The following is a 12680-nucleotide window of genomic DNA, read 5'->3' as shown; positions in this document are numbered from 1 at the left end:
GTTCGTGTCTTAAAATTGTTTTGAGTGGCTTTGATTGGGGGGAGCGGGCGATTTTAACTAACTGACTCACCCGTTTAACATAATGGATCTTGCTTATAAGAAACGAGAAAAAAATTGAATTAAATCCATTCAATAATAGATAATTTACCTTAAGTGTACGATACTATTTTTTATTTCCAATGAACAGGAACTGTACATGAGAGTGTGTACTTTAGCTTTTTTCATTCTTCCACTCTTTATTTTAGGGTGTTCGCCTGACGAGAAACCGAAAGAGAACATCGCCTATGTGGGGGCGAATTTATTGGGGTATAACCATGTGGCAGATACCAATATCAATTGGTTTTCAGTCAATGGCTATCGGGGTCGAACCGGGGGGTTTACGTGCTGCATCATGCTACCTGAAATATGGCAGCCCAATATGCAGGTCAATATCAAGTGGGAAGTTAATCCTGACCCTTTTCCTAAAGATTTTCCTGAATACAGTGATCCCAACTACAAGGATTATATAAAAAGATATAAAGCCAATTACCGGCAATATCAGACTACCGTGACTATTCCGGAATATGACGATTCTTGTGGATTACAAGTCCACTTCTTACCGTGCCAACAAGTGAAAGTCACTGCGACGTGCCATGGCATTGAGCATCCAGACCACCCAATTAAAGACCCCTTTGACCAACCGGAGCCCGCACAATGTCCTCAATGATTATCGCCCCTCAAAAAGACCAAATCTCAACTCAAGGTGACCCTTGTTGGGTTCCCCCTGAATTTCCGCTTGATGGACGGTTAAAACTGACAAAAGAGCAGTTAACTAAGAATATTGAAAAAATAAGACAAGAAGAATCTCGACATCGGAGTGACTGTTATCGGAAATTAAAAAATTCGTGTTGTAAAAGTTTACATATCAGCTTGTTTTTTGATGGCACCAATAACAATGAGCCGAATGACACAAGCAGTACACCACCGCATCCATCCAATGTGGCTAAACTGTATCATGCCAGTGCCCCCGAAAACCGTCAGGCCAATGAGAGTGGGTTTTATGCTTATTACATTCCGGGCGTCGGTACGCCATTCCCTCAAATTGGGACGTATGATTATTATTCTTCGGGGTTGCAGTTTGCGGTTGGAGGTGAAGACCGCATTAACTGGGGATTAGTTCAACTGTGTAATACATTACATCATGCAGTAACAAAAAACTTCATCGGTAATGGCGTCATGAAAAAAGCAATTCAGACGATGGACTCCACATCACCAAGCAATAAAGCCTCATTGATTTCTAAACAAGCTGCTATTATTGAAAGGACAATTCCTGGGCATAATTACAATCGAGTCAACCAGGCATATTTAGATGCGGTTTCGCCAAATAATAATCAACAGACCGCACGCTTACATGCTATAGAGAAACTGCTAGAGCCGATTAAGAAAAAAGTGCCCGACTCTCAATGTAAAATTGTCGCCATTAAATTGTTTGTCTATGGTTTTTCTCGTGGTGCAGCGGAAGCTCGGGCGTTTGTGAGTTGGTTAGATGAACTGTTATCGTCCAATCTGTTAGGGTTTCCCGCTGGAACGCTATTGGGTGTCAAGGTCTCGGTCGAGTTTTTAGGCATTTTTGATACCGTTCCTGCGGTGGGGATAGCCAACGTCGTGCCGGGATTTACAGGGCATAACGGTTGGGCGGGGCAAACGCAACCCTTACCGCAATCAGGGTTGATTAAAAAATGTTGTCACTTTGTCGCGGCACATGAGCAGCGACAGGCATTTTCACTCGATTCAATCCGTACTGAGGTCGGGAATTATTTACCTAACACCGTGGAAGTGGTTTACCCCGGCATGCATTCGGATGTCGGGGGGGGGTATCCGATGGGCGACCAAGGCAAATCCCGAGATAATGAGGGAGAGGTATTGTCTCAAATCGCGCTACACGATATGTACGCTGCAGCAATTGAAGCCGGTGCCCCATTAGCGGTCCATCCTGATGTTTTTAGCCAGATACATGCCGATTATCAGCAGTGGTATTCATTCCGGAAAATGAATGATGCTACAGTAAAAGAATTCGATTTTTCCTTAAAATTGATTTCGACGTTTAACCATTGGCTATCCACCACGTTGATTGATACTCAACAAGAGTCTGATTTATCAGACTGTCCTATCTATTCTCCATTTCGCTTTGAAACGGTGTGCTTAGAGCAAATCATGGAAGATCAACTCAGTTGGATAACGGGGTGGCGAATTATGCGCTTTGCATCCCCTATCTCATCCCCGATGAACATAGTGTCACAACCTTTTTTTCAGCAGGCGCCTCAACACCCGAAAATTCAAGCTCAACCTAATGAAACTGGGTATAGTCAACAAGCACAAGATGCATTGGCAGAGCAATGGACTCTTGTATCAAGAGAAGCTCAACGTATTGAAAAAATACGCAATGATGAAATTGCTAAGCATAGAAATGATAAAGATTGGTTCCCAAGTGGAAATTTCATCGGCTCTCCGTTGTTTGATGCCGATAATGCACGAGGACAGCTTTGGGAAGCCGCATTGGAATTTGCAGCAGACTATGAGCGTAGACCTCGGCCAGCCCCTTTATTTACGCCTGAAAATAGAAAAACGAGAGACGAATGCATCATTGAAATTCGTCACTTGCAATCGTCTAATGCGGGTTTCTTCGCTAAAGAAGGTATCACCGAACCCTTTCCGACCACACATTGCGAAACGTTACCTGAATACAGTTTTGATGCAGCAACCAGTTTACAAGCGAAATATCTTTTACAAAAAGTCGATCCTCTTCTTGCGCGCAGTGCTTATATTTATACATATCAGAATGAGGCATACGAATATTTAAAATTCAAAGATACTGGGCGTTATAAATTTGAACAGTTTTTCATAGGTCGACCCGATCCTAAAGTGGATTCTCTGATTGATTTATATGATAACTATATCCACGATTCTCGAGCGTGGTTTATGCATTCTGAAAGTGGTGTGAGAGAGCCGTTTGGCAGTTATTTTTTATCAAGAATGATTTACTTTGGGAATAAGTGGAATAAAGCCGTACAATTGCGTTTTGATGGCGACCATGTGCTTGGTGTTGAAAAACATTTGCAAGATATGGCTGTTTTTGCTCACCATCCAACCTATGGGGTCAAAATTTACCACCGTACGACAGGGCAAGAAATTCCTGTTAATGATAGTCAATTGCCGCCATCAACTCATGAATTTATTGCACAACTGAAACCGTTGGTTCAGCAACGAAAAGACGATAGAGAAGCCAAAATATATGCGAATATACAAAAAATAGCGAATGGTACTTTTGTTTCTTAGCCTTTATTTTTGGTGGTTATGTCTATCTGCCTATTTTTCTTCAGTTTGTTGTTTTATTTAATATAAGGGTGCTTAAGCGTAACGTGACTTAGGCACTCAACTCCAAAATCCTCTCAAACAGTTTAAACCATCCTTTTCTACCGTAAAAAGTACCACTTATTACGTTGGTCATTTTTTATCATTATAAAATCAAGTGACATACCTCTAAGCCTTGTTATATCAGGCTAATTCATTGTTTTATAAAATGCTATTATTATTGACCAAACCCATTCATTCACTTTAGCGCTTGTGGTTTGTGCAACTGTCGCATTTCTTGCTTCATTGATTTATTTCTTCTTTATAAACGAACTTATTAAAGACCCCGCGGAAATGGAAGTAAAAACAGCATAATGCAATATTATAGCCAATTTTTATAAGTGGCTTTTTTTATAAAAAATAAATCTTATACAGATGCTCTAATTAAGATTTACCTTCGTGATTATTTGTTTTTATTATTTATTGCTTGAATTTTTAATCCTGTATTATTTTAACTATCAAAATTAGAATATGTAATTTTCATAAATAATATGCTAATAATACCTTGCCACATAATTCTGTGTTTTAAATTTTTTAAAGGAGTTCAAAATGAGAAAGGTTATTATATCTAGCGTATTATTTGCAGTGTCTACAATTTCATTTAACTCAATGGCTGCAGACAACAATACAGTTACACCTGAAAATATGACTTGTCAGCAATTTATTAATTTAGACCCTCAAAGCTGGGCACCTGTTGCGTTATGGGTAACAAACCAAGAAACGCAATTTAAAGGTGGAGATTATGTTGCGTTAACAGAGCAAAGTGTTGCTGAAGTCCCTCAAATTGTTGAGTTTTGTAAGAAAAAACCGGAAGGCACTCTGCAAGATTATTTAGCATCTAAGAAATAAAGCAAACTATTATGCCATGGAGGGCATAATAGCTATTACCAACCAGAAAAATGAGTTTTGATACTGTGGTAGATTAGAAACTATATTTTCGAAATATCGAATCGATCTTTATACTTTTATTTATTTACGGCTAATTTATCGGCTAAAAAATCGATAAATGCCCGTGTCTTAGCAGGTAAAACAAAAGTATTTGGATAAAGTAATTGAATATTTTGTTTCGGTAAGCGGTATTCGGGTAATACATGGACTAAACGACCATGCTGTAAGTCATCATCAACCATCCAAGCAGGGCATATTGCGATACCTAAAGAAGCTAACACCATATGGTGAATAACAGCTGCAGAATTAGACTCATACTGATTTTTAATTAAAGGTAAGTAATATTTTTCATTTTTTGAATTCTGTAAAAAATATTGAGGATCTTGCCAGTTTAATAATGCATGGTTAATCCATGGAACATTGGCTAAATCCGTAAGTTGTTTGATCGGATATTTTTTTAGAAATTCAGAGGTGGCGACTAAGAAAATCTCATATTCACCTAATTTTTTCATTTTAAGGGATGAGTTTTTTAAATTACCTAATCGAATGGATAAATCGAGTTTTTCTGTGATGAGGTCGTCTAAGGATGAGTTAAATGAATATTGTAACCTTAGTTTAGGATAAAGACGGCAAAACTCAGGGAGTAGCGGTAAAATAAAACGTTGGCCAAATTCACTCGTTGATGAAAAACGCAGTAGACCCGCAATATTAGTGCCTAAATTTTGGCTTCTTTCGAAAGCTTCATCTATTTGGCTTTGAATACGTTTAAAGTCGTCATAAAAATGTTTTCCCACCTCTGTTAATGCAATATTTCGTGTATTTCGTGTTAACAAGCTGACATTAAGCTGAGCTTCTAATTGCTTGATATCGACACTAACCATAGAACGGCTTAGCCCTAAAATATCTGCGGCTTTAGTGAATGAACCGGAATCAACCACTTGTAGAAAGCTAATAATCTGCTTGAAATTTTTTTGCATAATAGAGTCGATTGTTTGTTTTTATTAAACAATGATTTTACTTCCTTTGCATCGACAAAGAAAGACCCTAACTCTATTCTTTGCCACCGGAGGAAGTGTATGACTTATCGATACAAAATAGCGACAGTCTTTTTACTTGGTTTCTTTATTGATTGTATTAACATTTTTATGTCGGCTATTGCCTTACCTGATATCGCATTTTCATTTTCAGCCAGCCAATCTCAGGTGGCTTGGGTAGCAAATGCTTATATTTTAGGACTCGTTTTGGTGATGCCAATGAGTTTGTGGCTTGCGGGTAGGCTAGGTCACCGAAAATTATTGTGTTATTCAATGCTGCTTTTTTCTTTAGCTGTGTGGTTAAGTGGGGCGAGTGGATCAATTTATCAATTAATTTTTTGGCGTTTTACGCAAGGAATGGCAGGGGGATTATTAATACCGGTCGGTCAGGCATTAGTTTTTGCATTATTTCCAAATAATGATCGCCAACGGATCTCTACCTTGATAATGACGGTTGCGTTAATAGCACCTGCATTTTCACCTGCAATAGGTGGCTTAATTATTGATTCTTTATCGTGGAATTGGATTTTTTATTCGAATCTTCCTTTTTCATTATTAACTGCATTTCTTGCTTGGATATGGGTAAAAAATGAGAGTAAGAAAACCAGAGAAAAACCTGATATTTTAGGTCTATTAATGGTGAGTATCAGTTTATTATGTTTATTATTGTCATTTTCGTTCTACAACGATTATCACAGTATTTCATTAGCCATATTGAGCTTTACGGTTTCAGTATTAGTATTTATTTTTTACCTACAATACGCAAAGAAATGCCGTGAACCTATTCTAAATTTTCAGTTATTAAAGAATGCGAACCTACGTACTGCTTTTATTGTTTATTATGCAGTACCGGGGGTTTTTACAGGCGTAAATTTACTGAATATATTTAACTTACAAGTGAACCTTGGGTTTAGTGCGGGGCAGACAGGGCTATTTATGGTGCTGTATGCTGTAGGCGCTTTAGTTTCAATGACTAGTGGCGGGAAACTGTATCAGCGTATCGGGAAAAAGCAGTTATTTGTTATTGGAATTTTACTACACAGTTTGGGAATATTTTTTCTCTACTGGGTATCGAATTTAGATCAATTAAGCTTACTTGTTATTGCTTATCTATTAATGGGAACAGGTGGAGGTTTATGCACGAATACCGCACAAATTAGCTCATTGATGGACTTTAAAGATAAAGATTTACTACAAGGTAGTGTGTTATGGAATATTAATCGCCAAGTGGCGTTTAGTGTTGGGGCGGTGGTATTAATTTCTATATTTAGTTTAACTACTTTTTCTAGTGATTTACTACGTTACCAATATACATTTTTAATTGCTTCAATACTTGGGCTATTCTCGTTAATTTCAGTCATAAAGGAAAAATAAATGAGCGAAACAATGAAAAAAGCGCTGCAAAGCGTGGTTGACCTGCATACTTTAATTGAAAATGTATTTACTGGCCGTGATGACGATAAAAGTTTAGCCCCTCTATTAGCCAGTTTTGATGACAACTTTAAAATGGTCACAATTCAAGGGCAAAGTATTGGGCTTGATAAAGTGAACACATTATTTAGCAGTAATGTAGGCAACAAAACTTCATTTAGTACAAGGTGCCTTAATATGCTTCCGTTACACGAAGATAACCAGTATTGCTGGGTGCAATATCAAGAAAAACAGCTTAATGATGGGGTTGAAACATTAAGAATTTCAACTGCATGTATTAGAGTTGAAGCAGAGAAATGCTATTGGGTTTATCTTCATGAAACACCAGTAGCATAAAGATTAAAACTCATGTTCACATAAAACGACCTTAAGGTCGTTTTTTTATAAGTAAAAAAGATAAAACATTCAAATGATATTTGTTCTCATTTTAATTGACCGTCGGTCGGTCGAGTATTATCATGTTGCCATGATCGGGACGAGGAAAATAAAATGAGACGGCTTTTTTTGATCTTAGCAGTTTGTTTAGGCACCTTTATGGCAACGCTAGATATCAGTATCGTGAATGTTGCATTACCAGCTATTGGGCGTGAATTAAACGTGAGTATGTCGATGCTACAATGGGTTATTGATGCTTATGCACTATGTTTATCGGCATTACTTCTTTCTGTAGGGCCAATAAGTGATCGTTATGGGCGAAAGAAAGTATGGTTAATAGGCATTGTCATTTTTACTTTAGGCTCGGCTATCTGTGCATTGTCAACATCCCCTGAAATATTGATTACAGGTAGGGCAATACAAGGGATAGCAGCCGCTGCGTTAATTCCCGGGGCTCTTTCTATAATTTCCCAAGCATTTACCAATGATATTGAACGGATAAGAATTATTGGCATTTGGTCAGCAGTGAGTGCACTGTCTCTGATCATTGGCCCAATTTTAGGTGGTTTTTTAGTTGATAGCTTCAATTGGACAACGATCTTTTGGATCAATATTCCAATCGGGTTGCTGACATTATTATTAGGCTGGTTAGGTATTCAAGAAAGTGCTGACCCTGACAAAGCTGCATTAGACCCAATAGGGCAAAGTTTGAGCATTGTGGCTTTAGGTGGATTAACTTTTGCTTTGATAGAAGCTGGTGAGCAAGGCTGGGGAAATTATATAACACTTAGCGGATTAATTATCTCAGTAATAGCGAGTATCGGGTTTATCTATGTTGAACGTCGCATAGAGAGGCCATTATTGCCGATTTTTCTATTCAAACAGAACCCTTTTTTCTTTCAATATAATATGGCTTCTTTTGCGCTCGGTTTTGCGACTTATAGCAATGTATTTTTTATCGCCCTATTTTTACAAAAAGGACAGGGGTGGGGAGCGTTTGATGCGGGAATAAGAATGGCGCCAGAGTTTATTGCTATGGCCATTTTTTCATTCTCATTTAGTAAACTATCGCGCTATATGAGCGTCAGAAATCTGATGATCCTAGGCTTTATTTTTATTGCTTTCGCTTCCTTATTATTCACGCGTGTTAATTCTGAAACAGCCTATCCTCCGATTGCGGTGATATTATTTATATTAGGTGCAGGGATGGGAATGTCGACGCCTGCAATTGGTGCATTAGTGATGGCTAGTGTTGAAAAAGCCTATTCGGGAATTGCATCCGCGGTTATGAATGCATTGCGGCAAACTGGTATGACGTTAGGAATTGCTTTGTTAGGGACATTAATGACCCAGCATGCCATTGGTAAATTACGCTATGATGACAGGCTAGTTGGTATCCTATCGGTACAGGAAATCGAACAGTTGATTCAAACTTCCTCTCGCGTTCCATCTTTGTTTATTGAGCAAATTACTCGGTCAGCCTTTGTGTCCGGTTTTAATTTGGCGATGTTAGGCGGAGCAATGGCTATTCTGGCAACATTATGCCTAATGGTAAAAGTGAGGTGGGCTAAATAGTTTTATGGTGAATTAGTATGCATAAAAAAACACCTGCCGAAGCAGGTGTTAAATAATAAATTATTCATCAAGGAAGCTGCGTAGCACTTCTGAGCGGCTTGGATGACGTAATTTACGTAATGCTTTTGCTTCAATCTGACGAATACGCTCACGGGTAACGTCAAACTGTTTACCGACTTCCTCAAGGGTGTGATCGGTATTCATATCGATACCAAAACGCATACGTAGAACTTTCGCTTCACGAGCAGTTAAACCTGCTAATACTTCATGAGTTGCAGAGCGTAAGCTTTCCGATGTCGCAGAGTCTAAAGGCAGTTCTAAAGTGGTATCTTCAATAAAATCACCTAAATGTGAATCTTCATCATCACCGATAGGCGTTTCCATTGAGATTGGCTCTTTAGCAATCTTCAGGACTTTACGAATTTTATCTTCCGGCATTAGCATGCGTTCTGCCAGTTCTTCTGGCGATGGCTCACGGCCCATTTCTTGCAGCATTTGACGAGAGATACGGTTCAGTTTATTGATAGTTTCAATCATATGAACCGGGATACGGATAGTACGTGCTTGGTCAGCGATTGAACGCGTGATAGCCTGACGTATCCACCAAGTTGCATAAGTTGAGAACTTATAACCACGGCGATATTCAAACTTATCAACGGCTTTCATCAGACCGATGTTACCTTCTTGAATGAGGTCAAGGAACTGCAAGCCACGGTTGGTATATTTCTTCGCGATAGAAATAACCAAACGCAAGTTCGCTTCAACCATCTCTTTTTTCGCACGGCGCGCTTTTGCCTCACCGATAGACATACGACGGTTGATATCTTTCACCTGTTCAATCGTCAGGCCTGTTTCTTCTTCAATATGACGCAATCTTTGTAAACAACGCAGAATTTCTTCTTCAACTTCAATCAGTTTTTCAGACCAAGGTTTGTTCATCGCTTTTGCAGCGGTTAACCAAGTCTCACTTGTTTCATTGCCGCTGAATAAAGTGATGAAGTTTTTCTTTGGCATTTTGCATTGTTCAACACACAGTTTCATGATGGTACGTTCTTGAGTACGAACTCTATCCATCATTTCACGCATGTTATTGACTAAGTAGTCAAATTGTTTTGGTACTAAGCGGAATTCTTTGAACACCTCTGAAAGCTGTTCAATGGCTGCCGCTGTTTTCGCATCACTACGACCATATTGCTTAATATGTTGACGCGTTTTTTCGTATTGCTCACGAAGGTCAGAGAATTTTTGGCGAGCTAATTCAGGGTCGATGCTGTTATCGTCCTCTTCTTCTTCCTCTTCCTCTTCTTCGTCTTCTTCGTCTTTATCTAATTCTTCTTGTGGCAATTCAGAACCAACATGTGTTGCTGTTGGTGCGAGGTCTTCTTCCGCATTAGGGTCAACAAAGCCAGTGATTAAGTCAGATAAACGACTTTCACCTGCTTCAACGCGGTCGTATTGCTCAAGAAGATAAGTGATAGCTTCAGGATATTCAGCCACAGAGCACTGAACCTGATTAATCCCATCTTCAATACGTTTTGCGATGTCGATTTCGCCTTCTCTGGTGAGAAGCTCGACAGTCCCCATTTCACGCATATACATGCGCACTGGGTCAGTTGTACGGCCAATTTCACTTTCAACACTGGACAGCACTTGTGCAGCGGCTTCTGCTGCATCTTCATCAGTATCGGAAGTATTCTCAGCCAAAATTAAATCATCGGCATCAGGTGCTTCTTCCATGACCTGGATGCCCATGTCATTAATCATCTGAATGATATCTTCGATTTGATCTGAATCGACGATATCTTCCGGCAGATGGTCGTTGACCTCGGCATAGGTTAAGTAACCTTGCTCTTTACCCTTGGTTACGAGTAGCTTAAGCTGCGACTGCGGGTTTTGCTCCATAAGACGGTATCCACACTTCTGAGTATTTAGATTGGTGTCGGTCGGCGAAACATTCGGCCAACAAGAACATACAAAGGGAACATTTATTATTTCGCTACGCCCTTTATTTTTCGTAGCGTTTTACAGGCATCTGCCTTGTGTTTATCGGCACTTAAGCCGTTTTAAATATTAATTCTGTCTTGGTTATATTATGTTTTCACTCTTGAGAGAGTGATTAAGCGGACTTCTTCGCGCTCTTCTGGGGTCAGCCCTTCAGTTCGTTCTTTTGCTATTAAATAGTCGAAACGTTCGTCAAGTGCGCTATTAAATAGATGATTTAAGGCATCTATAAAGGTATTTTCCGCTATCTCCTCTATTTCTATATCGTTCCATGTTGCTAGTTTTTCAAGCTGTTTCGAAAATTTATTATCACGATAACGCTCTAGCAACTGCCCAGTAGTCATCCCGGGGGTGGAACGGCATACATCAACCAATTCCTGAAATAGAGAAAGCCCCGGCATTTGAATATGGGCAATTCCCTCCAATGAGGGAACGAGTTCCGAAAAGTTCGGATTTTGTACCAACAGCGCGATTAATATTCGCATTGTGGTTGGTTTTAATTTTGGTGCCTGATAGTTAACTGGTTCTTTGCTCTCTCTATCAATCATAGCAAGAACCTGAGAAATATCCGGTATACCAATAAAATTTCCTAGCTCTTGAGCCATATAAAGGCGCAGAGTTTCGCCCGGTATCTGTTTAATCAATGGGATAGCAAGTTTACTAAATTTTGCTTTCCCTTCTTGAGTTTTCAGGTCAACTTGTGGCACAAGTGAATCAAATAAAAATGCAGAAAGTGTTTGAGCATCTTTCATGCGTTGCTCAAAAGACTCTTTACCTTCTTTGCGTACTAATGAATCGGGGTCTTCACCATCGGGTAAAAACATAAAACGAAGTTGGCGGCCGTCAGTTAGATAAGGAAGAGCTGTTTCCAGCGCCCGCCATGCAGCTTCTCGGCCAGCTCGGTCTCCATCATAACAGCAGATAACAGTATCTGTAGAACGATAAAGTAGCTGAATATGTTCTGATGTTGTCGATGTTCCCAATGAGGCAACCGCGTAGCGGATATCATACTGGGCAAGGGCAACAACATCCATATAACCTTCAACAACCAACAACTTAGCTAATTCATTATTATTTTGTGTCGCTTCATATAGGCCAAATAACTGACGGCCTTTATGGAAAATATCTGTTTCGGGGGAGTTTAAGTATTTAGGTAATGCATCCCCTAAAACCCGCCCACCAAATGCAATCACTCGACCGCGCCTATCCCTAATTGGGAACATGACCCGCTCTCTAAAGCGGTCATAGATTCGACCGTTATCATTGGTCACTAACATGCCTGCATCATCAAGCTGTTTGCGACTTTCTGGGTTTACTGCGAATTTCTTGAGTAAATTATCCCACCCCGCAGGGGCGAAACCAATTGAAAAATGCTCAATAATTTCGGCACTTAAACCACGTTGGCTTAAATAATCTATGGCTTTACTAGCCGAGGGATGATTTAAGGCAGCGCAGTAAAATTGATTAATTTTCTCCATCAACTGATACAGGTTTTGCCGTTGATGTAGTTCTATTTGGCTTGCTCCAGTCCCTTTTTCATAAGGTACATCAAGACCATGCAGTGCTGATAGTTCTTCAATTGCTTCGACAAAATCAAGTTTGTCATAATTCATTAAAAAATCGATAGCGTTGCCGTGGGCTCCACAACCAAAACAATAATAAAACTGCCTTTCACTGTTAACAGTAAAAGAAGGGGTTTTCTCATTATGGAACGGACAACAAGCGTGATGATTTTTACCCTGTTTTTTTAACGGGACTTTTGCATCGACTAAATCAATGATGTCTGTTCTTGCTAACAAGTCATTGATAAATGAACGCGGAATTCGTCCAGCCATAAGCCTCTTTTTCGCCTGTTGATGAACGATAATAAGCCGCGCTTCCTTGAGGAAAGCACGGCCTTTAACTGCTTAGCTATTTACTACTACGAAACTGAGTGACTACGAGAGAAACTAAAGTTTTGTATTAGCTATCGTCTACTTATGAATG

Annotated in this window: 9 protein-coding genes; 6 read left to right on the top strand and 3 right to left on the bottom strand. The window is 39.5% G+C overall.

Annotated elements, in window-relative coordinates:
- Positions 1-196: 196 nt before the first annotated feature.
- From ACIPUA_RS21695 to ACIPUA_RS21685, 3 genes are all read left to right on the top strand, one after another.
- The gene (locus ACIPUA_RS21695) at positions 197-706 is read left to right on the top strand and encodes a DUF3304 domain-containing protein (RefSeq protein ID WP_449060133.1); all 510 of its coding nucleotides are present in this window, start codon (positions 197-199) and stop codon (positions 704-706) included.
- Positions 694-3315 carry a T6SS phospholipase effector Tle1-like catalytic domain-containing protein gene (locus ACIPUA_RS21690; protein WP_449060132.1) on the top strand — a complete coding sequence of 874 codons (2622 nt, stop codon included), beginning with the start codon at positions 694-696 and terminating at the stop codon, positions 3313-3315. The genes ACIPUA_RS21695 and ACIPUA_RS21690 overlap by 13 nt, the downstream gene beginning before the upstream one ends.
- Positions 3316-3939: 624 nt before the next feature.
- Entirely contained in the window at positions 3940-4239 is a 300-nt protein-coding gene (locus ACIPUA_RS21685; RefSeq protein ID WP_042846068.1) for an HdeA/HdeB family chaperone, read from the top strand.
- A 116-nt stretch (positions 4240-4355) separates the two neighbouring features.
- Here ACIPUA_RS21685 and ACIPUA_RS21680 read toward each other — a convergent pair whose 3' ends face one another.
- Positions 4356-5255, bottom strand: coding sequence for a LysR family transcriptional regulator (locus ACIPUA_RS21680; RefSeq protein ID WP_048606242.1), 900 nt, complete (start codon positions 5253-5255; stop codon positions 4356-4358).
- A 99-nt stretch (positions 5256-5354) separates the two neighbouring features.
- Between ACIPUA_RS21680 and ACIPUA_RS21675 the strand changes: the two genes are divergently transcribed.
- From ACIPUA_RS21675 to ACIPUA_RS21665, 3 genes are all read left to right on the top strand, one after another.
- Positions 5355-6686: an MFS transporter gene (locus tag ACIPUA_RS21675; RefSeq protein WP_042846065.1), complete on the top strand. Its 1332-nt coding sequence runs from the start codon at positions 5355-5357 to the stop codon at positions 6684-6686.
- Positions 6687-7079 carry a hypothetical protein gene (locus ACIPUA_RS21670; protein WP_449060131.1) on the top strand — a complete coding sequence of 131 codons (393 nt, stop codon included), beginning with the start codon at positions 6687-6689 and terminating at the stop codon, positions 7077-7079.
- A gap of 153 nt (positions 7080-7232) precedes the next feature.
- A complete protein-coding gene (locus ACIPUA_RS21665; protein WP_449060130.1) occupies positions 7233-8693 on the top strand; it encodes an MFS transporter in 1461 nt (486 codons plus the stop codon).
- A 60-nt stretch (positions 8694-8753) separates the two neighbouring features.
- Here ACIPUA_RS21665 and rpoD read toward each other — a convergent pair whose 3' ends face one another.
- Together rpoD and dnaG are read right to left on the bottom strand one after the other, a co-directional pair.
- Entirely contained in the window at positions 8754-10682 is a 1929-nt protein-coding gene (gene rpoD / locus ACIPUA_RS21660; protein WP_225833198.1) for an RNA polymerase sigma factor RpoD, read from the bottom strand.
- Between the two features lie 101 nt (positions 10683-10783).
- Positions 10784-12529 (bottom strand): DNA primase, encoded by a 1746-nt coding sequence (gene dnaG, locus ACIPUA_RS21655; RefSeq protein WP_042846057.1) that lies wholly within the window; start codon positions 12527-12529, stop codon positions 10784-10786.
- Between the last annotated feature and the right edge of the window lie 151 nt (positions 12530-12680).

This window comes from Providencia sp. AGC89, from assembly GCF_053543535.1.
The sequence above is the reverse complement of the archived record's forward strand: the minus strand, read 5'-3'. Positions and strand labels throughout refer to the sequence as shown.

What these genes read in the sequence shown, in the direction of transcription:
- ACIPUA_RS21695 (WP_449060133.1), top strand. Translation starts at nt 197, where the DNA reads ATGAGAGTGTGTACTTTAGCTTTTTTCATTCTTCCACTCTTTATTTTA.
- ACIPUA_RS21690 (WP_449060132.1), top strand. Translation starts at nt 694, where the DNA reads ATGTCCTCAATGATTATCGCCCCTCAAAAAGACCAAATCTCAACTCAA.
- ACIPUA_RS21685 (WP_042846068.1), top strand. Translation starts at nt 3,940, where the DNA reads ATGAGAAAGGTTATTATATCTAGCGTATTATTTGCAGTGTCTACAATT.
- ACIPUA_RS21680 (WP_048606242.1), bottom strand. Translation starts at nt 5,255, where the DNA reads ATGCAAAAAAATTTCAAGCAGATTATTAGCTTTCTACAAGTGGTTGAT.
- ACIPUA_RS21675 (WP_042846065.1), top strand. Translation starts at nt 5,355, where the DNA reads ATGACTTATCGATACAAAATAGCGACAGTCTTTTTACTTGGTTTCTTT.
- ACIPUA_RS21670 (WP_449060131.1), top strand. Translation starts at nt 6,687, where the DNA reads ATGAGCGAAACAATGAAAAAAGCGCTGCAAAGCGTGGTTGACCTGCAT.
- ACIPUA_RS21665 (WP_449060130.1), top strand. Translation starts at nt 7,233, where the DNA reads ATGAGACGGCTTTTTTTGATCTTAGCAGTTTGTTTAGGCACCTTTATG.
- dnaG (WP_042846057.1), bottom strand. Translation starts at nt 12,529, where the DNA reads ATGGCTGGACGAATTCCGCGTTCATTTATCAATGACTTGTTAGCAAGA.